Annotated in this window: 22 protein-coding genes; 8 read left to right on the forward strand and 14 right to left on the reverse strand. The window is 47.5% G+C overall.

What is annotated here, in order from left to right:
- Positions 1-171: 171 nt before the first annotated feature.
- Together moeB and moeA are read right to left on the reverse strand one after the other, a co-directional pair.
- Entirely contained in the window at positions 172-921 is a 750-nt protein-coding gene (gene moeB, locus GMA8713_RS17120; protein WP_062712596.1) for a molybdopterin-synthase adenylyltransferase MoeB, read from the reverse strand.
- Positions 922-929: 8 nt separating this feature from the next.
- Positions 930-2165 carry a molybdopterin molybdotransferase MoeA gene (moeA, locus tag GMA8713_RS17125; protein ID WP_062712597.1) on the reverse strand — a complete coding sequence of 412 codons (1236 nt, stop codon included), beginning with the start codon at positions 2163-2165 and terminating at the stop codon, positions 930-932.
- A 344-nt stretch (positions 2166-2509) separates the two neighbouring features.
- On the opposite strand from moeA, the gene folE reads away from it, so the two are divergent.
- Positions 2510-3166, forward strand: a complete 657-nt coding sequence (folE, locus tag GMA8713_RS17130; RefSeq protein WP_062712598.1) for a GTP cyclohydrolase I FolE — start codon at positions 2510-2512, stop codon at positions 3164-3166.
- A gap of 72 nt (positions 3167-3238) precedes the next feature.
- On the opposite strand, the gene GMA8713_RS17135 is transcribed toward folE, so the two are convergent.
- Both GMA8713_RS17135 and asnS read right to left on the reverse strand, forming a co-directional pair.
- Positions 3239-4432 carry an amino acid aminotransferase gene (locus GMA8713_RS17135; RefSeq protein WP_062712599.1) on the reverse strand — a complete coding sequence of 398 codons (1194 nt, stop codon included), beginning with the start codon at positions 4430-4432 and terminating at the stop codon, positions 3239-3241.
- 315 nt (positions 4433-4747) lie between these two features.
- Positions 4748-6148: an asparagine--tRNA ligase gene (gene asnS, locus GMA8713_RS17140; RefSeq protein WP_062712650.1), complete on the reverse strand. Its 1401-nt coding sequence runs from the start codon at positions 6146-6148 to the stop codon at positions 4748-4750.
- 350 nt (positions 6149-6498) lie between these two features.
- On the opposite strand from asnS, the gene queD reads away from it, so the two are divergent.
- A complete protein-coding gene (gene queD, locus GMA8713_RS17145) occupies positions 6499-6861 on the forward strand; it encodes a 6-carboxytetrahydropterin synthase QueD (RefSeq protein ID WP_062712600.1) in 363 nt (120 codons plus the stop codon).
- Between the two features lie 99 nt (positions 6862-6960).
- Here queD and queE read toward each other — a convergent pair whose 3' ends face one another.
- Positions 6961-7623, reverse strand: coding sequence for a 7-carboxy-7-deazaguanine synthase QueE (gene queE / locus GMA8713_RS17150; protein ID WP_062712601.1), 663 nt, complete (start codon positions 7621-7623; stop codon positions 6961-6963).
- Positions 7624-7883: 260 nt separating this feature from the next.
- On the opposite strand from queE, the gene mlc reads away from it, so the two are divergent.
- Positions 7884-9098 (forward strand): sugar metabolism global transcriptional regulator Mlc, encoded by a 1215-nt coding sequence (gene mlc / locus GMA8713_RS17155; RefSeq protein ID WP_062712602.1) that lies wholly within the window; start codon positions 7884-7886, stop codon positions 9096-9098.
- Between the two features lie 47 nt (positions 9099-9145).
- Here mlc and GMA8713_RS17160 read toward each other — a convergent pair whose 3' ends face one another.
- The 8 genes from GMA8713_RS17160 to bioA form a co-directional block, all read right to left on the reverse strand.
- A complete protein-coding gene (locus tag GMA8713_RS17160; protein ID WP_062712605.1) occupies positions 9146-9985 on the reverse strand; it encodes an energy-coupling factor transporter transmembrane component T family protein in 840 nt (279 codons plus the stop codon).
- Positions 9982-11679: an ABC transporter ATP-binding protein gene (locus GMA8713_RS17165; RefSeq protein ID WP_062712607.1), complete on the reverse strand. Its 1698-nt coding sequence runs from the start codon at positions 11677-11679 to the stop codon at positions 9982-9984. Before GMA8713_RS17165 ends, GMA8713_RS17160 begins: the two co-directional genes overlap by 4 nt.
- Positions 11680-11687: 8 nt before the next feature.
- On the reverse strand, positions 11688-12236 hold the full coding sequence (locus GMA8713_RS17170; protein WP_062712609.1) for an ECF-type riboflavin transporter substrate-binding protein: 549 nt from the start codon (positions 12234-12236) through the stop codon (positions 11688-11690).
- 269 nt (positions 12237-12505) lie between these two features.
- Positions 12506-13744, reverse strand: coding sequence for a serine/threonine transporter SstT (gene sstT, locus GMA8713_RS17175; protein ID WP_062712612.1), 1239 nt, complete (start codon positions 13742-13744; stop codon positions 12506-12508).
- A gap of 330 nt (positions 13745-14074) precedes the next feature.
- On the reverse strand, positions 14075-14743 hold the full coding sequence (locus tag GMA8713_RS17180) for a ChrR family anti-sigma-E factor (protein ID WP_062712613.1): 669 nt from the start codon (positions 14741-14743) through the stop codon (positions 14075-14077).
- Complete coding sequence (locus GMA8713_RS17185) at positions 14736-15368, reverse strand: sigma-70 family RNA polymerase sigma factor (protein WP_062712615.1); 633 nt, start codon at positions 15366-15368, stop codon at positions 14736-14738. The genes GMA8713_RS17180 and GMA8713_RS17185 overlap by 8 nt, the downstream gene beginning before the upstream one ends.
- 68 nt (positions 15369-15436) lie before the next feature.
- A complete protein-coding gene (locus GMA8713_RS17190) occupies positions 15437-15988 on the reverse strand; it encodes an LON peptidase substrate-binding domain-containing protein (protein WP_062712617.1) in 552 nt (183 codons plus the stop codon).
- A 62-nt stretch (positions 15989-16050) separates the two neighbouring features.
- Positions 16051-17331 (reverse strand): adenosylmethionine--8-amino-7-oxononanoate transaminase, encoded by a 1281-nt coding sequence (bioA, locus tag GMA8713_RS17195; protein ID WP_062712620.1) that lies wholly within the window; start codon positions 17329-17331, stop codon positions 16051-16053.
- Positions 17332-17439: 108 nt separating this feature from the next.
- Here bioA and bioB point away from each other — a divergent pair, with 108 nt between their 5' ends.
- The 4 genes from bioB to bioD are packed head-to-tail and all read left to right on the forward strand — an operon-like array spanning position 17440 to position 21159.
- Positions 17440-18492 (forward strand): biotin synthase BioB, encoded by a 1053-nt coding sequence (bioB, locus tag GMA8713_RS17200; RefSeq protein WP_062712622.1) that lies wholly within the window; start codon positions 17440-17442, stop codon positions 18490-18492.
- Between the two features lie 15 nt (positions 18493-18507).
- Positions 18508-19674: an 8-amino-7-oxononanoate synthase gene (locus GMA8713_RS17205; protein ID WP_062712623.1), complete on the forward strand. Its 1167-nt coding sequence runs from the start codon at positions 18508-18510 to the stop codon at positions 19672-19674.
- Complete coding sequence (bioC, locus tag GMA8713_RS17210; protein WP_062712625.1) at positions 19671-20486, forward strand: malonyl-ACP O-methyltransferase BioC; 816 nt, start codon at positions 19671-19673, stop codon at positions 20484-20486. The genes GMA8713_RS17205 and bioC overlap by 4 nt, the downstream gene beginning before the upstream one ends.
- Positions 20479-21159: a dethiobiotin synthase gene (gene bioD, locus GMA8713_RS17215; protein WP_062712627.1), complete on the forward strand. Its 681-nt coding sequence runs from the start codon at positions 20479-20481 to the stop codon at positions 21157-21159. The genes bioC and bioD overlap by 8 nt, the downstream gene beginning before the upstream one ends.
- Before the next feature lie 63 nt (positions 21160-21222).
- Here the strand turns inward: bioD and GMA8713_RS17220 are convergent, their stop codons facing one another.
- On the reverse strand, positions 21223-21402 hold the full coding sequence (locus GMA8713_RS17220; RefSeq protein WP_062712629.1) for a hypothetical protein: 180 nt from the start codon (positions 21400-21402) through the stop codon (positions 21223-21225).
- 367 nt (positions 21403-21769) lie between these two features.
- Between GMA8713_RS17220 and GMA8713_RS17225 the strand changes: the two genes are divergently transcribed.
- Positions 21770-22297 carry a hypothetical protein gene (locus tag GMA8713_RS17225; protein ID WP_062712631.1) on the forward strand — a complete coding sequence of 176 codons (528 nt, stop codon included), beginning with the start codon at positions 21770-21772 and terminating at the stop codon, positions 22295-22297.
- Positions 22298-22366 lie beyond the last annotated feature (69 nt).

The raw sequence follows: 22366 nt of genomic DNA on the forward strand, positions 1-22366 counted from the left end.
GTCTATAGACATTTGGTGGTTAAGCCTTGCTGCAAAAACCATCACCAAAGGTCAGTTGACCCTTGCAAGGAATTAAGGCTGCCTTAATATGCTAAGGCAGCATAAGCTGTTATAAATGTAGTAGAGAATTTTCGAAATTGAGAAAAGTGTCAGCAAATCAATCTGGATGTGTTAGGTATTGCAGACAGGACAGGTTGGATATTTAGGCAGGTTGAAGTCGCGCCACTCACTGCTCAAGGCGTCGTATAGCATCACTTTTCCTGTTGGAGGGGGGGCGAAACCCGATAGAAGTTTGATGGCTTCTAGTGCCTGACAAGCGCCTATGATACCAATAACTGGGCTTAGAATACCAGCTTCTACGCAGCTTAAGGATTGTTCACCAAAAAGGGCGCTCAAACACTGATAGCAGGGTTCGTCATCAGAATAAGTAAACACTGCAATCTGACCTTCAAGGCGAATGGCTGCGCCACTCACAAGTGGCTTTTTCAATTTAAAGCACAGATGGTTTAGCTGATTCCGGGTTTCAACATTGTCCGAGCAGTCCATGACCAAATCGTGAGACTGTATTAGCTTTTGTAAGGCTTCGTCATTTAACCGTTTGGCTATGGTTTCAACCTTGGTGTGTGGGTTGATCTTACGAAGGCTGGCTGCTGCAGATTCCACTTTCAGTACGCCAATGGTGCTGTCATTGTGGAGAACCTGTCGTTGCAGGTTGGAAAGCTCTACGATGTCATCATCAATAAGGGTTATTTTTCCGACCCCCGAGGCTGTAAGGTACTGCGTGGCGGCGCAACCAAGGCCGCCAGCGCCCAACACCAGAATACTGCCTTTTTTAAGTGCTTCCTGACCGTCAAAGTCAAACTGACGCAGAATGATCTGACGGTTATATCTGAGTTCTTCTTCAGGAGAGAGAATATCCACGTTTTTCCTCAGTTGAGTACAGCGTTAAATGGTTCAATTGTGACGGTTTCTCCCACTTCCACATGACTGCGATCTTGCTCAAGTACTGCAAAACAGTTCGCCAGAGACAAAGAACTGAATGCGCCTGAACCTTGGTTGCCTGTTGTAGACACCAGCAAGTTGCCATTTTCATCCGTGCGATAAATCGCGCGTTGGTAATCGGCACGGCCAGGTACTTTCTTGAAGCGGGTTTCGGCCTTGGCTTTCAGTTTAATAGCTGGTTGCCATTGTGTATGACCAGCTAGTTTTGCCAGCAATGGCTGTACCAATACATGCAGTGTTACGAGCACAGAAACTGGGTTACCTGGAAGGCCACAGAAAAGGGAATTATTTACGTTACCAAATGCAAAAGGTTTACCCGGTTTGATAGCGATTTTCCAAAAACCGACTTCGCCTTCCTGATCCAGAATGTCTTTAGTGTAATCTGCTTCACCTACGCTGACGCCGCCGGAGGTCACGATGACATCTGCTTGAGAAGCTGCACTTAGGAAAGTCTCGCGAAGCTTTTCAGGACAATCCGGCACAACGCCAAGGTCAATAGCTTCACAATGCATTTTTTCCAGCATGGCACGAATGGTGTAGCGATTGCTGTCGTAGATTTCACCTTTGCCCAGTGTTTCACCAACCTGACGTAATTCGTCTCCAGTAGAGAAGAAGGCGACTTTTGGTCGACGTATAACGGTAACGTCAGCAATGCCAAGTGTCGCCAGCATGGGTACTTCACGCGGTGTCAGTAGGGTGCCTTTAGGAATCACGACATCACCCGCTTTAACGTCGTCGCCAATCGGGCGGATGTTTTGCTGTGGCTGGGCTGATGCAGTAAACGTGATCTGGTCGCCCTGAACCGTCGTTTGCTCTTGCATGATAACGGCGTCCGCGCCCTCTGGTACTTCTGCACCCGTCATGATGCGAATACAACTGCCTTTGGGCCATTCGCCTTCAAAAGGAACACCGGCAAATGACTTGCCTGCCAACGTCAGTGTATTTGATTCTGTCAGATCGCTGGTGCGAAGCGCATATCCGTCCATGGCTGAGTTGGCAAAGGGAGGCACGTTTAACGGTGAGCAGATGTCTTGCGCAGCAATGCGGTTTTGCGCATTCACGAGAGAGACCACTTCTGTTTCTGTGAGCGGCGTCGTGTTCTCCAGAAGGGTGGTAATGGCCTCAGAAACGGGCATTAATCCCGGCGTGTCGCAGCAATCCATATAAAAACTCTCTTTCGATTTTTGAATACTGTAGCCGATTACAAATGTCAGGTCATATGACGTAACTTTGATGCTTAGCCTATGATCTCTATTTAGAGATGTACATTAGGCTCTCGCAATCGCGGCAACGAGATTTATGTCAGAGCGTATTCCGCCCGGCTCATAGAAGAAAGGCGATATTATCGCAAACTTTGTGGGCGGAAACTAATGCCCACACGCAATTCGAGGTGTAATTTTCTTGGCATTAACGTTATGCTTCAAAATTCTGACAGTACATTGATCCTTGTCCTCAAAAGGCGAGTAATAAATAAAACTATAACATTGGAACGATCCGAGGAAAGACTATGACAGCATTGAACGATTCTGCAAAACGGGTCCGTGAGGCGCTGATAGCACGTGGCATTGAGACTCCGATGCAGGCCGGTTCGTCGATGACCGCCCAAGAGAAGAAAGAGAAAATCGAATACCACATGCGTGAGATTCTGACTGCAATGGATCTCGACTTAGAAGATGACAGTTTGACAGAAACACCCATACGCATAGCAAAAATGTATGTGGATGAGGTATTTTCCGGTCTTGATTACACCAACTTCCCAAAAATCACAGTTATCGACAACAAGATGGGCTGTGACGAGATGGTGCGGGTGAAAGACATTACGCTGACCAGTACCTGTGAACACCACTTGGTCACGATAGACGGTAAGTGTACTGTGGCTTATCTGCCTAAGAACAAGATTATTGGTCTTTCGAAGATTAACCGCATCGTGCGCTTCTTTTCCCAGCGGCCACAAGTTCAGGAGCGTTTGACCCGTCAAATCTTGGTGGCTCTGCAAACCTTGTTGGAAACCGATAACGTAGCGGTCCATATGAATGCTACTCACTACTGTGTGAAAGCGCGTGGTGTTATGGATGCGACGAGTGCGACGACGACAACTGCTTTGGGAGGCATATTTAAATCGAATGCTTCAACTCGCGCAGAGTTTCTTCACGGCATCGGCTAACAAATTTGGGTATAAAGCAGATCAAAAAGAAAAAGCGCCAATTGGCGCTTTTTCTGTCTCTACCGTTCCGGACTATTTCAGAACAGCAGCAATGCCTTTACATAGCGGGCCCATGTTTGAGCGGGTCATACCAGCAACGCTGATGCGACCAGAGCCAACAATGTAAACACCGAACTCTTCTTTCAGTTGATTCACTTGTTCTTTGGTCAGGCCAGAGAAAGAGAACATGCCGTTTTGACGTTCGATGAAGCTGAAATCACGGTCTACGCCTTCTTCTTTCAAAGTTGCTACAAACAGTTCGCGCATTGCTTGAATACGAACACGCATGTCTGCAACTTCCTGCTCCCACTCTGCACGCAGTGCGGCATCATTCAGGATAACAGTCACTACCGCAGCGCCGTGTGCTGGTGGGTTAGAGTAGATAACACGTGCAATGCTCTTCACTTGGCTGAATGCAGTTGCTGCTTGCTCGGCAGATTCACCGACCAATGTAAACGCACCAACACGCTCATTATACAGACCAAAGTTTTTCGAGAATGAACTTGCGACCAGAAGCTCTGAACAGCTTTCAGTGAAAATACGCAGCCCTGCAGCGTCTTCTTCAACGCCTTTTGCAAAACCTTGGTAAGCGAAGTCAAACAGAGGCAGAAGACCTTTCTCTTTCACCAGTGCTGCCAGTTGTTGCCATTGGCCAGCATCTGGGTCGATACCGGTTGGGTTGTGGCAGCAGCCGTGCAGAAGCACAACATCACCAGCGCTTGCGGTTTTCAGGTCTGCCAACATCGCGTCGAAATCCATGTCTTTGGTTTCTGCGTTGTAGTAGCTGTACTGTGCGACTTCCAGACCTGCCGCTGCGAATACGCCATTGTGGTTTGCCCAAGTTGGGTTGCTCACCCAAACTTTCACGTCGCCAAGCTGGCGTTTAATGAATTCCGCCGCCAGACGAAGTGCGCCAGTACCACCCGGAGCTTGTGCAGTTTGTGCACGTTTGTCTGCAATTACTGGAGCATCAGCGCCAAACAGCAGTTTTTGCACTGCCAGACCGTATTCAGGGGTACCTGGAATCGCCAGATAAGATTTAGTGGTCTCGTTTTTCAGCAGAACAGCTTCTGCTTTTTTAACGGTGGCCAGAACAGGGGTATTTCCGGATTCGTCCTTGTAAATACCTACACCCAGATTGATTTTCTCAGCACGGGCATCGGCCTTGAATTCTTCGGTTAGGCCCAGAATAGGGTCGGCGGGAGCCGCTGCAATTTTTTCAAACATCGTCGTTCATCCATGGCGTTAGTAACTTTCTTTTTTATAACATTTGACTGATCGTAATAAAACGGAAATTTGAGGATTTTTTACGTTTACTTATCACTTGGCTGTCAGAGGACTCCAAAACCCTTATTTTTCTATCTTTTCTTAAAGGCGTGATGGGGGACAGACAAGTTTTGGAGGAGTGACACAAAATCCTGAAACACGCATGAGAAGGGGAGTCGGACGTGCCAGAGAAGACGAAAACCTCGCGCACCAGATAAAGAAAAATTACAGACAAAAAAGGCCGCTTTCGCGACCTTTTTAAGAATCCAAAATGGATTAGAAGTTTGCACTACGTGGGGTGCGTGGGAATGGAATAACGTCACGAACGTTGCCCATACCTGTCACGTAAGATACCAGACGCTCGAAGCCCAGACCGAAACCAGCGTGTGGCACAGTGCCGTAACGGCGCAGGTCGCGATACCAGTTCATGTGCTCTGGGTCGATGTTCATCGCGCGCATACGCTCGTCAAGTACATCCAGACGCTCTTCACGCTGTGCACCACCGATGATTTCACCGATGCCAGGTGCCAGAACGTCCATTGCAGCAACAGTTTTGCCGTCATCGTTCAAACGCATATAGAAAGCTTTGATGTCTTTCGGGTAGTTTTTGACGATAACTGGTGCGTTGAAGTGCTCTTCTGCTAGGAAGCGCTCGTGCTCAGAAGCCAGGTCGATACCCCATTCAACAGGGAACTCGAATTTCTTGCCAGACTTGATCAGGATATCGATAGCATCGGTGTAATCCACCTGTGCGAAGTCAGATTCAACAAACTTCTCAAGACGGCTGATAGCTTCTTTGTCGATACGTTGAGCAAAGAACTCCAGGTCGTCACGGCGCTCTTCAAGCACAGCTTTAAACACAAACTTCAGCATGTCTTCTGCCAGCTTCGCTACATCGTCAAGCTCTGCAAACGCGACTTCTGGCTCAACCATCCAGAACTCCGCAAGGTGGCGGCTGGTGTTTGAGTTTTCAGCACGGAAAGTAGGGCCGAAGGTATATACCTTGCTGATTGCACACGCGTACGCTTCTGCGTTCAACTGACCAGATACGGTTAGGAAGGTCTCTTTACCGAAGAAATCTTCGTTGTAATCTACCGCACCTTTATCGTTACGTGGCAGGTTTTCCATATCCAGCGTAGAAACGCGGAACATCTCACCAGCACCTTCTGCGTCAGACGCAGTAATGAGTGGCGCAGAAACCCAGAAGTAACCTTGCTCGTGGTAGAAGCGGTGAATCGCTTGAGCCAGACAGTTACGTACACGTGCTACCGCACCGATTACATTGGTGCGTGGGCGCAAGTGGGCTACTTCACGCAAGTACTCGATAGAGTGGCGAGTTTTTGCCATTGGGTAAGTGTCAGCGTCCTCAACCCAACCAACGACTTTAACGTTAGTCGCTTGCAACTCGTATGCCTGACCTTGTCCCGGGCTTTCTACCACTGTACCGGTAACTTCTACAGAGCAGCCTGTGGTAAGACGCAATACTTCTTCCTGGTAATTATTCAGCTCATTAGGAACAACCGCCTGGATTGGGTCAAAACAAGAGCCGTCATAAATGGCAAGGAAAGAAATACCGGCTTTTGAATCACGACGTGTGCGGATCCAACCGCGAACAGTGACTTCTGTGTCTACTGCCGCTTTGCCGTGCAGGACGTCTGCTACAGGCACATAGTTCATAATTTGCATCTAACTCCGTTGAAGAATACCCGACGATCTGTCGTCGTCGGACTAGGATAATTCGCACTAGGACAAAAGAGTTTACCCGCATACCAAAGCTACCTCAAGATGCAGGTGTCATGAGGATTGATGGGGCGATGAGATCGAAGAAAAAAACCAACTGAGTTTGGCAGGTGGAGAGTTAAAGCAGTATTTGCTTTTCCTTTTCATTTTGAGGCTTGTGTTAACTTCATCGGAGTTGTCCCGCAAAAACAGGAAAATATTCAGACCTGATTCGGTTTGAGCTCAACGCAATAATTGAGTAGCATCACGACGAAAATAAAAAACTCAAGATCACAGGAACGCTAAAAATGCATACCGAACTGTTTAAAGAATTCATGTTTGAAGCAGCACACCGGCTGCCACATGTCCCAGAAGGGCATAAGTGTGGCCGTTTGCATGGTCACTCTTTCCTGGTTCGTATCTATGTTGCTGGTGAGGTTGATCCGCATACGGGTTGGGTGATTGATTTTTCTGAGATTAAAAGCGCGTTCAAACCTATTTATGATCGCCTCGACCACTATTACTTGAACGATATTGATGGATTAGAGAATCCGACCAGTGAAGTATTGGCAAAGTGGATTTGGGAACAGCTCAAACCTGAATTGCCAATCTTGAGCAAAGTGATGATAAAAGAAACCTGCACAGCGGGCTGTATTTATACTGGTGAGTAAGCATTGCGGCAGATTTTAGGCAATCGATAAGGGCCAAATTGGCCCTTTTTTTGCGCCTTGAAAAATAAGCAGTCTGCCTGCCTTTTTCAGAGAGTATTATCAGGCAATTTCCAGATACTTGTGTGTTTGAATCGAAAGACGCCAGTTTTTCTTTATGCAGGTTTCAATACAGAGTTTAGTTGCGCGTTCTTTTTGGCTAATCGGTTGGAGTGCAACTTCTTTGCCTGATAAATCAATGTCTTTGAGTAAATTATCCAGCTTCTCTATATCACTTTCTGTACCGACTGGGTGCTTGATTTCATTAGCTCGCTCTAGAGCTTCTATCAGAACCGGTAGTTTTCCACGCATATTGATCTTAGGAGAAACGGTCACCCAGGTATTTGTCGTGGCTTTCACGGCGTATGTACCACTGGTTTCAATCTGACAACGGTAATTGTTTGATTCCAACAGGGAGGTCAAAGGGATAAGGTCAAACATACAAGGCTCTCCGCCTGTAATCACAACGTGCTTTGCGCTATAGCTGGCTTGCAGGTGTGCAAGAATCTCTTCGGCGGAGACTTTAGTCCATAGCGGGCTATCGCCATTTTTGGCAATGATGGTGCCAAAATCCCGCTCGTCTGCTGGCAGTGTGTCCCAAGTCTGGCGTGTGTCACACCAAGGACAGCCAACCGGGCAGCCCTGAAGGCGAACAAAGACCGAAGGAACGCCGGTGAAGGTCCCTTCACCCTGAATGGTTTCGAATATTTCGTTGACTTTGTACATACCGCTAAAACAGTCATTGGTTTCAAAGAGGGGGCAGATTATGTCAGTTTAAACAGCGGCTGTCTTGACCTGAAATGAAGAGGAATAAGGGTTATAGATTGAAATGGTGCTAACTTGTTGATTTTATGAAATTGAGCGATTTATCGTTACGCTAAATCAATTTGCTCGTGACGTGGTTCACGACATTATCTCATGACGCTTCACAATTACTTCGCAAAGTAAAAAAATTCAATATTAAAGAATTTCACAGGGAGCATGGGATGATTCTCGCCCGGCCAGGACACATAGATCACATCAAGCGTAACAACGCTGGAGCAGTTTACAAGTTGATCGATCAGCTAGGGCCAATCTCCCGAATTGAACTCTCTAAGCGCAGTCAGTTAGCGCCTGCCAGCATTACCAAAATAACCCGAGAATTGATAGAGGCCCACTTAGTCAAAGAAACTGAATACGGCGAGCCTGCAAGTCGTGGGCGTCCAGCTATTGGTCTTGTGCTCAATAACGAGGGCTGGCAGTTTCTCTCAATCCGTCTTGGACGCGGATATCTGACACTGGCACTGCATGAATTGGGTGGTAATATCCTTGTAGAAGAGCGTCAGGATATTTTGGTTCTCGAGCAGGACTTGCTGCTTGAACTGATTCAGCAGCACATTAATCATTTTTTCTCTACCTACTCTGAGGTGGTTGATCGCGTCACTGCTATTGCAATTACCTTGCCTGGTTTAGTGAATAGCACTCAGGGCATTGTGATTCAAATGCCACACTATGACGTACACAATATGCCTTTGGGTCCAGTGATTCATCGGGCAACGGGCTTACCTGTGTTCATTGGTAATGATACCCGCTCATGGGCACTGGCAGAAAAGCTGTTTGGTAATGCTCGTGATGTCGAAAGCTCAGTGCTAATTTCGATTCATCATGGTGTTGGCGCAGGGATTATGATAGATGGCAAAGTTCTGGAAGGTCAGGTGGGCAACATTGGAGAACTTGGTCACATACAAATCAAGCCATTTGGCAAGCGCTGCTATTGCGGCAACAGCGGTTGTTTGGAAACGGTTGCTAGTTTGCAGGCGGTATTGGAGGACGCTCAAACCCTTCTTGACCAAGGCCATGACAGCGTGCTTCAGGACAAATCGTTAACCATTGATTCTCTGTGTGAATCGGCGGTAGCGGGTGATGGCGTGGCCGTGAAGGTGATTACTGAGCTGGGTCATAACCTAGGGCAGGCAATTGCCATTATGGTAAATCTGTTTAATCCCGAGCGAATTTTGATTGGCGGTGAGTTCAACCAAGCGAAATCTGTATTGTACCCAGCGATCATTGAGCGCATCCAGAATCAAACGTTGCCACATTACTTTGAGAATCTAATGTTGGAAGAAAGCTATTTCTATACACAGGCAACGATGCCAGGAGCGGCACTTGTAAAACGCGCCATGTATGACGGGTATTTATTGATGAAGGTGTTGGAAGGCTAAGTAGATTTTCCGAAGTTGAAAAAGGAGCCATCCGCTCCTTTTTTCGTTTATAGCGGATACCAGACGATGCCATTGTCGTGCGAACGTTTGGTTAATGCCAGCGCGACGCAGATAGCAATCATCACCAGCAAGCTCCAGTCTTTCAGCGCAAGAGGTCGGTCGTTATACCAGGTACGGGATTTATTGCGCCCGAAGCCGCGGAGGGTCATGGCATTAGAGATTTCGTCCGCACGATCTAAGCTGGAAAAAATCAATGGGATAAGGATATTTGCCACACCGCGAAAACGTGTCATCAGCGGGGCGTTTTTTGAAAAATCCACACCGCGTGCTTGTTGCGCATGCATGATATTGACAAAATCATTCTTCACTTCCGGTAAGTAGCGAAGTGTCAGACTTACGGCATAAGCAATTTTGTAAGGAACACCAATGCGATTGAGGCTAGATGCAAACTCTGTTGGATGGGTGGTAAACACAAATACCAGCGCTATTGGGAACATACTGAAGTATTTCAGCGTCACCGTAAGCAGGTAAAACAAGGTTTCTTGAGTGAGTGAATAGTTACCGGGTAACGCAATAATCTCTGTTGTGGTATTTGTCCAATCAGAGCCTTGCTGCGGTGCAACCAGGAACATAAATATTGCATTCATACTCAAAACACTTAAGGTGCCAACCAACAGGGGTTTGTAGACCTTAAATGCCACGCCTGTCATTTTCAGCAAGGTCAGACCAAGCAATACCATTGCCACAATAATACGTAGATCGAACGTAGTGAGAACTACTGTCACCCACGCCATAAATAAGGTAAATTTGGTGATGCCATTCAGCGAATGAAGTGGCGACTGGGAATCAATGTAGCTAATACCAAACTTCATTTTGGATGCCTTCATTTGGCGTTGCTCTCTGTCTCAATAAACTGCTGCATAAAACCGTTGATGTCACTGATGTTTGCCTGCTCTGCCAGCTCATACAAGCTGGTGGTCGTTAGGTTGGCTGCATCTAACAGCTGAGGCTGGCTGAACACAGCTGTCATCGGTGCATCAGCGGTCAATTTACTATCAGCAATCACGATAGAGCGGGTGGTGTTTTCAAGCACCAAGTGCAGGTCGTGAGATATAATCATCACGGTCACGCCCCGCTCTTTATTCAGTCGCTTGATGAAAGAAAGCATCGCGGTGTAGTTGCGGTAATCCTGACCCGCTGTCGGCTCGTCCAGAATCAGTAATTCTGGCTCCATCACCAGAATTGAAGCGATAGTGACACGTTTTTTCTGGCCATAGCTCAGCGCGTCAACCGGCCAGTGTCGGTATTTACTCAGGCCACAGAATTCAAGCACTTCAAAACAACGTCGCTCGATCTCGAGCTCATCCAATCCTAAGTGTTTTAGACCGAAAGCCACTTCATCCATGATCATGTGATGGGAGATCATGTGATTAGGGTTCTGCATCACCACGCCGACTTTTTTGCTTCGTTTAAAAATCGAAAGCTGGTTGAAATCCTGACCGTCAAAAATGATGCTCCCTGCATCTGGCGCCAATACACCCATGATCAACTTGGTAATCGTGGACTTCCCCGAACCATTCTTACCCAGAATAGATACCAGCTCACCACGATGAATGGTGAAGGAGATGTCTTCGAGCGCGTTTTTCTCACCGTCGTAGGAGTAGGTGAGGCCGTCTACGATCAGCAGTGGTGAGTCGTTTTTCTCCAGACTTACAATGCGTCCAGCACAGGTTGCCCAACCTTGTAGTTGCTGTTTGAACCGCTCCACGGGCAGTGCTGACAGATAGGCAGGAGAGTCTGACTCAGCCAGCACACAACCAGCATGTTTTAGAGCAGAAAAGTACAGTGGCTGGCGGATACCATGGGTTTCAAGCAGGTCTGACATCATCAGCGCATTAGGTGTGGTGTCAGCCACGATAGTGCCGTTATCCATCAGGAGGACACGGTCGACATGCTTGGTCAGTACATCCTCCAAGCGATGTTCAATGATGATGATCGTTTTACCGGTATCACGGTGCAGTTGGTCGATGATTTCTATAGTGCGTTTTCCCGTCTTTGGGTCGAGGGCAGCAAGTGGCTCATCGAACAGAAGCACATCGATATCGTCGACAAGTACACCGGCAAGAGAAACGCGTTGTTTCTGACCGCCGGATAAATCATGTGGTGCATGATTGAGCAGGGCTTCCAGCTCAACCATCTGGGCGGTGGCTTTCACAATTGGGTACATCTCTCCAACCGGAACTTGCTGGTTCTTCAGTGCGAAAGCTATGTCTTCACCGACAGTTAGGCCGACAAACTGGCTGTCTGTATCCTGCAAAACGGTACCTACTTGCTTGGTGTACTGAACAAGTGACATTGAGCTCGCGCGCCTGCCGTCAATGAACAATTCCCCAGAAACGTCGCCTTCTACGGAATGAGGGATCAAACCGTTGATACATTGACCCAGGGTGGATTTACCACTACCGCTTGGGCCGATAATCAGGACTTTTTCACCTCTCTCAATGCGAAGGTTGATATTCTTTAGCGTCGGGTTTACCAGCGCGTCGTAACGAAAGCTGAAGTTCTTAAATTCGATGGTCATGAAGAATGTCAGGCCTCAGTGAGGTTACGGCACTGGCTGTTGCGCTTGGCGACAGACTGCAGGATGAAATAGCCGACCACTGACACGAGCAAAGCGTTACCTGCGGCAATGATGCAAAGCTGGATAATCACCTTGGTGAAAGGTTCTGCATACAAAATAGTATCAAGGAAGGCTGAGCAGCCGTAGCCAATCACATTGCCGAGCAATGCTAAAAGCGCAAACAAGAAGACATCTGGCAGTTTGAAATGGCCGTACTTGAGGCGTTTTTTGGTTAGAACAGGAAAGAGGCCGATGATCATACCGACGATACCCGATCCTAAAACCCAGGTCAGCCAAACTCCCCAACCAGCGAATAGGTCAGTGACCCAATGGCCAATAAAGCCAACGAAGAAGCCAACTCCTGGGCCAAAGAGGACGCTGAAAAGCGCGAGAATTGCCATGGCAGGCTTCAGTGTGGTGTTGGCAAAAACGGGAATACCAAACATAGGCAAACCATCGATGCCGTAGAGTGCGGCACCGATAGCAATGATAACGACTGTTTTTGCAGAGAAATTCATAGATAACCTTTCGCACCCGGCTAATCGAAGGCCAGCCAGGACGCTCCGTAATGCAATTGTTTTAAGTTGCTCGCAAAAAATGAGGCGGGATTATATAAGATAAAATTCGAGAAAGGAAAGCTATCAGTCTAGACGTCTAAACCTTTCTGTAAACCAAGGTAGACGCTTGACGAAGTGTTGACCGGAACGAAGTTGAGAAAGGCTCGAAGACTAAATCAAAAAAGGCGCCTAAGCGCCTTTTAGACAGAGATATAGAGGAAGTTTACAGTTTACTTAGCCAGTTTTTCCAATACCGCTTTACGTTCTACTTCACGGCAAGCTGCAGCAGTAAACACGACGTCAGTCGAACTGTTCAATGCGGTCTCTGCAGAATCCTGAACCACACCAATAATGAAGCCCACTGCGACAACCTGCATCGCCACGTCATTCGGGATGCCAAACAGGTTACATGCGAGAGGGATAAGCAGTAGGGATCCGCCTGCTACGCCGGATGCGCCACATGCAGAAACAGCCGCAACGATACTCAGCAGAAGTGCCGTTGCTAAATCTACTTGAATACCCAGTGTATTAACCGCAGCGAGCGTCAGCACTGTGATTGTAATTGCTGCGCCGCCCATGTTGATGGTTGCACCCAAAGGAATCGACACCGAGTAAGTATCCTTGTCGAGTTTCAAACGGCTACACAGCTGCATGTTAACAGGTATGTTGGCTGCCGAACTGCGGGTGAAAAATGCGGTCATGCCACTTTCACGCAGACATTGGAGTACCAATGGGTAAGGATTTGAGCGTGTTTTGAAGTAAACGATGATCGGGTTAACCACCAACGCAATGATTGCCATGCTTCCAAGTAGGACAGCCAGCAAATGAGCATAACCAATCAGTGCTTCAAAACCGGTTTCCGCAAAGGTTTTAGCGACCAGACCAAAGATACCCAGCGGTGCCAGTTTGATGATGTTGCGAACGATAAACGACACGCTCTCTGCTACGTCACCGAAAACGGTTTTCGTGATGTCATTCGCGTGGTGAAGGGCAATACCCAAACCAATTGCCCAAGCCAGAATACCAATGAAGTTACCATTCATCAGCGCATGGATTGGGTTATCAACGATGCTGAATAGCAGGGTAGTAATAACCTGAGCTATACCCTCTGGTGGCGCTACTGCAGTGTCAGAAGTGGTTAGCGTTAGTTCAGTCGGGAACAGGAAGCTCATGGTCACCGCTGTCAATGCAGCCGCGAAAGTACCAACAAGATAAAGGATTACGATGGGGCGAAGGTGGGTGTGTTGCCCTTTGCGCTGGTTAGCAATAGATGCTGCAACCAGAATGAATACTAGAATTGGCGCTACCGCTTTCAGCGCATTAACGAAGAGTTCACCGAGAAACCCGACGGCTTTGGCGCTTTCTGGCGAGAAGCTTGCCAGTGCTACACCCGCAATAATACCAATCAGAATCTGGACAACCAGACTTGTATTGGTAACGCGGGCTAGGGGGGATTGTGTTTGCTTCATTTTATTCTCACTTCACTGTGTAAGGGTCTTGGGGGCCCATAACCGACAACGCCTCAAACGTTATTACGCTCAAGGTAAAATGGGTATAAATCTGTTAACGCGAGGTTAGCGAACGGATTAAATCAGGATGGCTGGCGTTCTGTAAAGTGAAAATTAACATAAAATACGATACTAGATCGCGTTTGCGTTATTATATAACGATATGTGTGTATAGGGTAATGTAAAATATTGTATATCAAAATGTTTGTTAGTTGTTAATGGTGACAGTAAAAAAGCGCCCCAAAGAGCGCTTTAGATACTTAACTAATGGATTCGCAACAGTACATTCTTCTAATAGATGACATGTCCAACTGTGTTCAGCAATTGGCTCACGCCTTTTGTAAAGTGAAGCGGGGCATCAGCCACGGTGTAGCAGAGACAACCGTCATAGGTCTGCGGCGTATGGTGGTTTGTGCTATCCAGAATAATAAAGTCTCCGGGCACGTATTTATCATGCTCATCCTCAAAGTGTCCACTTAGTAATAAAGTGACTTCCATACCTTTATGCGTATGGCTTGGAACACTGCCGTTCATACCGATGTGCAGTAGGCTGGCTCTTGTGTCGCCCTCGTTCAAAGGAAGTCTGGCGCGACTGATTGAACCAATAGAGCTCCAACCCAAGTGATGGTATCGACGTAGTGAAGTTGGCAGATTATATCGTTCGCCTGCAACCTCTATCTCAGACACAGGTGAAGCGGACACTTTAGTTAATGGCGGACTTTCTCCGTTAATAATGGATACCAACATCTCGCTGAAAATATCTTCGTGGGCACCTTGTTGCTCGGTAAAGGCATCGTCATTGAATGCTGCGTCGGCTGCTTTTTCTTCGTATTGAGCAAGTTTTTCTGCACAGCAGGAGCACAGCTCGCAGTGAGCCGCGACGGCGATAGACATTGACGCCGGTAATACACCCGCAGCGTGTGACTCTAGTAATGCTTCAGACGGATGGTACTTAATCATTGTTTACCTCCAAATGACTACGCAGTTTTTGTAAACCCAATCTTAATCGCGATTTTATGGTGCCTAGGGGCACATTAAGCTGATCTGCGAGTTCTTGGTGTGTCAGTTGTTTTAGATAGACGCCTCTTACTACCTGCTGTTGTAAATCAGGGAGAAGGTCAATATAGGAAAGGAGCAGTGTCTGAATTTGCTCTTGCAGCGCTTCGTCTTCTTGGTCACCGACCTCTCCATCGATAAGCGGCCAAATGTCTCCGCTCAAACAGTCCTCTCTGTTGCTTTTAACTTTTCTGAGCATGTCAAAGCTGACGTTGCGCATGATAGTGAAAACCCAGGTTGACGCTCCACCTTTTGAGCCATCGTAAAGGTGTGCTTTTCGCCAGACCAATATCATGGTCTCCTGAACCAATTCCATCGCTTGGCCGTCGGCTCGAAGATGACGTAGGCCATAGGCACGAATTTTCGGTGCAAAGTGGCTGAAAAGACATGCAAACGCTTTGTCATCTCTGTTCTCTGCAACGCGTATAAGTAACTCCGCTAGGTGCTCAGGAGTAGGTGTAGACATAGATGACCGACTGTTTGAAGGTTTCTGGTTGCCTGAATTATAAGTGCTTTCGACCAGTTCCATGATGATTGTGTCCTTTAAATGTCTTATCAGTCGAAACGAATTAGATTTGATTTCGGATCACTAATACATCAAATTTTTTCTTCGCTAAGCAGTAGTGAAATAAATTGTTTGGCCTCTTGAAGGTCGTGTTGTGCGAGAAACCATTGACGTTGGTTGTTTGCGAGAGGAAGGATTTCCAACCAACGCTGGCAAACCCATAACATGTCGTCAAACCTGTGCTCGCTGTTGTACTGAGAGGCATGCTCGGGATGTGCTTCGAAGAGATTTTCAAGTGCTGTCCCGAGCTCGCCGGCACCTTCATTTTCATTCCAGTCAGGGAGTACTTCGGTATCGCTAATCCAAAGTCCATCTTCTTCTTGTCCGATATTCGCGAGTTTGACACGTGATATACCACGGATAGTGACACCCAGCAGTCCGTCGGGCAGAGTTTCAAAATCAACAATCTTCACATGCGTACCGAAACGACAAATTGCATCACCGTCTTTCATTGCAAGCACGAATCCGCTGTCATTTGCCATCGACTCCTTGACTAAGCGCACATAGCGTGGCTCAAAAATTCGTAGCTTCGTCACGCCGCCGGGAAGCAAGAAAAGTGGTAACGGGAAAAGACCTAACTGCATTGAAACCTCCATAAAATCACTTAGAAATTTACGTAGGTTCCAATCCGCGCGATCACCTTCGCCTATTCTTTGCTATCGAAAAAGTCAGCAAGACCGGTTTGAATGGCATCAACCAATTGCTGCAGTTGCACACCGCTCATGTCATAGGGAGGCATGATGTAAACCAGTCGGCCGAACGGACGGATCCATACCCCTTTGTTAATAAAGTGTTTTTGAATAATGTCGACATCGACTGGAGAGTGGGTTTCTACGACACCAATAGCGCCCAGCCAACGCACATCTTTGACATGCTGCATTTCAAGTAGAGGAGGTAGTATTTCAGCCAGCCTAGTCTCGATAGCATGCACTTTTTCCTGCCAAGGAGTGTCTTGGAGTAACTGAAGGCTGGCGTTGGCCACAGCACTGGCGAGAGGATTACCCATGAACGTTGGGCCATGCATAAAGCAACCTGCTTCCCCGCCACACACAGTGTCTGCTACATGCTCAGAGGTGATGGTGGCTGCCATGGTCATATAGCCGCCCGTTAAAGCTTTACCCAAACAGAGAATGTCAGGTTCGATATCGGCGTGTTCGCAGGCGAAAAGCTTGCCTGTACGGCCAAAGCCAGTAGCGATTTCATCACAGATTAAAAGAATACCGAACTCGTCGCACAGTTCCCTGACGCGCTTGAGGAACGTTGGGTGATAAATTCGCATCCCACCCGCACCTTGAACGATAGGTTCAAGGATCACTGCTGCTATTTGCTTTGCATTGCTTTCTAACTTGGCTTTGAAATCGACAATATCATTTTCGTCCCACTCATCGTGGAAACCGCATTGTGGGGAGTCTGCGAAAATATGTTCCGGCAAGAAGCCTTTGTAAAGCTTATGCATTGAGTTATCAGGGTCTGTCACTGACATGGCTGCAAAACTGTCGCCGTGATACCCGTGGCGAAGTGTCAAAAACTTCGCTCGGCTTTCCCCTTTTGAATGCCAATACTGCAGCGCCATTTTGAGTGCGACTTCCACAGAAATAGAGCCTGAATCACACAGAAATACTTTCTCTAGCGAAGGCGGTGTCATGGCTACCAGCTTTTTACACAATTCGATCGCTGGCTCGTGAGTGATGCCACCAAACATCACGTGAGACATGTTGGCGAGCTGAGAAGTAACAGCTTCATTCAATGCAGGATGATTGTAGCCGTGAATCGCCGCCCACCAAGACGACATGCCGTCAATAAGCTCGGTGCCATCTTCCAGATAAATGTGAACGCCTTCCGCCCGGCTAACGGGATAACACGTCAACGGGTTAATGGTGGATGTATAAGGGTGCCAAATGTGATTGCGGTCGAATGCGATATCCATGCTTAAAAAGTATCCAGATGTAAACCATAGAAAGTGTTTGCTGTTGACATTGTAAAGGGCGACCTTAGACTGGACAAGTTATCGTTTAATCAATTTGAGGAAAGACAGGTGGACGTTCGCCATAATTGGACTGTCGAGGAAGTGCAGGCCCTTTTTGAAAAACCTTTTATGGATCTGATGTTTGAAGCGCAGCAGATTCACCGACAGTACCAGCCCGCTAACCAAGTGCAAGTCAGCACACTGCTTTCCATTAAGACTGGTGCGTGTCCTGAAGACTGTAAGTACTGCCCCCAGAGCGCACATTACCGGACAGACGTTGAGAAAGAGCGTTTGTTGGAGGTAGAGCGTGTTCTGGATGCAGCGCAAAAAGCGAAGAACTCAGGAGCGACGCGATTCTGCATGGGTGCAGCGTGGAAAAACCCTAAAGAGCGTGACATGCCTTATCTGAAAGACATGATCAAAGGTGTGAAGGGTATGGGCCTTGAAACCTGTATGACACTTGGCATGTTGAGTTCGGACCAAGCGAATGAACTTGCGGGTGCGGGTTTAGATTACTACAACCACAACTTGGATACCTCGCGCGAGCACTACAGCAACATTATTACTACCCGTACATTCCAGGATCGTCTGGACACGTTATCTCATGTTCGCGGGGCGGGCATGAAGGTATGTTCCGGCGGTATCATCGGCCTTGGCGAGAGCAAACAAGACCGCGCTGGTCTGCTTGTCGAGCTGGCGAACCTTCCACATCACCCAGAAAGTGTGCCAATTAACATGCTTGTTAAGGTCAAAGGCACGCCAATGGAAAGTGTCGACGACGTTGAGCCTTTTGACTTCGTTCGTATTATCGCTGTAGCACGCATTATGATGCCGAAGTCTGCTGTTCGTCTCTCTGCAGGTCGCGAAAACATGAATGAACAGATGCAAGCCATGTGTTTTATGGCGGGTGCGAACTCGATTTTCTATGGATGTAAGCTACTCACCACGCCAAACCCAGATGAAGACTCAGATATGATGCTCTTTAAGAAGCTGGGCATTAACAGCGAGCAGGCCGTTCAAAAGCCAGATCAGGTTCAGGAAGAAACGCTGTTGACTCAAGTGGCTGAACGCGTAGCTTCTCGTCCTGGCAAAGACGACCTCTTCTACGAAGCGAACGTTTAGGAGTGCGCTTCGATAATGCGTGAACAGTGCCAGCTGCAAAGCCGTATCGAGCAGAGGCTCGAAGCGCGGCGGCAACAACGCCTTCACCGTCAGGTGGCTGCATTCAGCCACCGAAACGGACTGATAACGGACAGCGACAATCGCCAGTTCGCGAACTTCTCGGGTAACGATTACCTTGGCCTCGCCCAGGACGCATCCCTTATCAAAGCATGGCAAGAAGGACTTTCCCTTTATGGCGCGGGAAGCACAGCTTCGCCATTGGTAACCGGCTTCTCTAAAGCTCACCAGTTCTTGGAAGACAAGCTTTGCAATTGGCTTGGCTTTGATCGGGCAATATTATTTAACAGTGGTTTCTCTGCCAATCAGGCGGTGATTTTCTCTTTGCTAGAAAAGGGAGATTTACTGCTTCAAGACAAGCTTAATCATGCCTCTTTAATGGAAGCAGGGATGCTGTCTGAAGCCACTATGAAACGCTTTCCCCATAATGATGTGATTAAACTTGGCGTGCTTCTCCAGAAAGCGGGGACTCCAATGCTGACAGTCACAGAGGGCGTATTCAGTATGGATGGTGACCTGTCACCACTGGCTGATGTGAAAGCACAATGTGACGCTCACGGTTCATGGCTGATGGTGGACGATGCCCATGGGTGTGGGATTCTTGGCGAAGATGGTCGGGGTAGTAGTAATCATACAGGTATTAAACCTGACATCCTTATCGTGACCTTCGGTAAAGCCTTCGGGATGATGGGCGCGGCGGCACTTTGCAGCGAGAGTGTCCATGATTATTTGACACAATTTGCCCGTCACTACGTCTATTCAACCGCGATGCCGCCTGCTCAGGCACATGCTTTATCACATGCTGTGGATATCATCAGCACACAATCCTGGCGTCGAGAAAAACTCGCATCGCTCTCTGAGCTCTTCCATTCTTTGTTAGCCGACGCCTCAGAAGTCATTCCTACGATAACGCCAATCAAACCCGTTGTACTAGGCGATGTAGAACGTATGCAAGTGGCAGCAACATCGCTTAAAGCATCTGGTTTTTGGACGGGGGCGATTCGTCCACCGACAGTACCAGCCAATTCCTCCCGCCTTCGAATCACGTTGTCAGTCAATCAAAGTGAATCGCAGGTGAAAGAGTTAGCAGCGACGCTGAGTCAGATTTTGCAGGAGGTATCATGAGCCAGGCTGTCGATTTTCAGCAGGATGCCCTTGCGATGTTGGATGAGGAAAAGAAAGCCATTAAAGACGCCTTCAGTAGGGCAGCGAAGACCTATGACAGCTGCGCTGCGTTTCAGCGTCGGGTCGGTCACCTACTGATGGAAATGAACACGGACTGGCAAGGTAAAACAGTACTCGATTTGGGATGTGGCACAGGTTATTTCACCGAACAGATGCTCACATTGGGCGCTGACATGGTCGCGCTTGACCTTTCTGACAAGATGCTCGAACAAGCAAGGGTTCGTTGTGGCGATAGCGCGAACTATATTTCAGCGGACGCTGAGTCATTGCCATTGGCAGACAACAGCATTGATGTAGCGTTTAGTTCACTGGCATTACAATGGTGTCATGACCTCTCGGTGCCACTAAGTGAGTTGAAAAGGGTGGTGAAACCAGGGGGTAAGATCCTCTTCACTACTTTGCTTGAAGGTTCGCTTGAAGAATTGAAACAGGCTTGGCGAAAAGTTAATGGGCAGTCTCACGTTAATACCTTTTTATCGCACAAGCAGGTAAACATTGCGCTCGCTCAAGCTCACTGCAACCACTACCACATAGAATGTAAGCCGATTACGGAGTATTACCCCTCGGCGTTGGCACTGATGAAAGACCTTAAAGGGATTGGTGCTACGCACTTACAAGAGGGAAGAAGTGCGGGATTAGTTGGTAGACGTGCCTTTATCGAATTGGAAAGCGCCTATGATGCTTTTCGAAATGAAGATGGCACTGTCCCCGCTACGTATCAGGTTTGCTTTGGAGCTATAAGTAATGAATAAAAGCTTTTTCGTCACAGGTACGGATACTGAAGTTGGAAAAACCGTCGCATCAATGGCGGTGATGCAGGCCGTCTCCAAGGCTGGCTATAGTGTGGCTGGTTACAAGCCTGTGGCTGCAGGCAGTAAGGAAACAGAACAAGGTCCAATGAACTCTGACGCCATTCGTCTGCGCGAATGTACGACAGTAGAAGTTAGCTACGCGGATGTGAATCCGTGTCTTTTGCATGCGGCTTGTTCACCGCATATTGCTGCTGAATTGGAAAATGAAACTGTAGACTTCAATCAGTTATCAGAGGGCTTGAAACGCCTTCAGTCACGTTCAGACTTCACCTTGGTTGAGGGGGCAGGTGGTTGGAGAGTCCCGGTCACCTATGACACAACACTTGCTGACTGGGTTGTAGGTGAGAAACTTCCGGTGATTTTGGTCGTGGGCATCAAGCTGGGATGTTTGAATCATGCTTATCTGACCGCAGAAGCGATTCGTCGTGATGGTATTGAAATCGTGGGTTGGGTAGCGAATCGTGTGAATCCGGGTACAGAGCATTATTGCGATATCGTGAAAACGCTGGAACACCACTTGAAGGTGCCCAAGCTTGGTGAGATCCCTTATATGCCATCTATTAAATCACGTGATTTAAGTGGATACATCGACATTGCGCCACTGGGTTTGTAAGTACCTTGTAGAGAAAAGAAAAGCCAGCTAGATAGCTGGCTTTTTTGGAACTTGTTTTGGAGCTCATTTGCTGTCTTCTGGCAGCAAGCCCATCAGCGATTGCTGAACATCGGACACTTCTTTTAGCTTTTGGTTTTCGTCGTCGGCAAGCCCTAACTCGGCACAAGCTTCATCGAAGCTCATACCCAAGTGACAGCAAAGGATATCGATCGCCATACGATAGTTTTCTTTGTCAGCCATCATTCTCTCTCCTTAGAATCGCGTCCCTGCTGGGCCACAATGTGTGCCTTTTAGCATTTCATCCTTGTGCGTAAGTTATTCCTCTATGGCGACAAATACAACTCGACAAAAGTCTAATACCCTAGTCGAACATCCCTGAACCATAGCCTGTTTACGCACGACTTAAAAAATAGCATGTGGCGTATGTTTGCAATGACTTGCGTTTTAAACTGTGCTCCTTCGCAAATAATGTGTTTTGGGAATGTTAATCGAGCACACAGTGCACTGAGTTGGCTCATTCAGGCAGACTGTTTGTATTCAGTTGCATTCTTGCCAATGAGTATTTCGAAGGTAAGCTGGTAGATACAAGGACGAAGGGGCAGTTGACAGCATGTCGTTGTTTTCTAGAAACATATTCAAGGAAAAAAAGCCAAGGGTGTATCTTGACTCGATTTTTGTCGTACCTAGAGAAAGCCTTATATCCATAGATGAGTGGGGAATGTTTTGGAAAACAGAAAATTTTGAAAGCTCCATTCGTAAAGAGCTGGAAGAGATTTTCAATTTACCTCACGTATCGTCAGCTGAGAATGTGAGTGGTAATGACCTTGGTTTACAAGTGGCCGTCGTTAGCTATAGAGGTGGTGAGTTTTTAGACTTTACGATGCCTTCTGCTCACGTTCCCATTTTCTGGAGACCTAAAATCGAGGTTCATTCTAGGCTGTATTTTCTGAAAGACTACAAGACCTTTAAAACCTTCAAAGTTGTGGAAAGATATTCCTGGTCTGACTTTACTCGACGCACATTAACCATTAATGGCCTTCTACTGAGGTATAAGCCCCTGTATAACAACAAGGATATAGAAAGTTTACTTGTGAAAGCGTGTTTTGAGCTAGTCGGAAAAATGAAATCATCTCTATGATACGATAAAGAAATCATAGCTACTCCAAAGCACATGACGTAGATGAATAATTTGGCTTCCTGATGGCGC

The sequence above is a fragment of the Grimontia marina genome (assembly GCF_900060185.1).
GTDB classification, from domain to species: domain Bacteria; phylum Pseudomonadota; class Gammaproteobacteria; order Enterobacterales; family Vibrionaceae; genus Enterovibrio; species Enterovibrio marinus.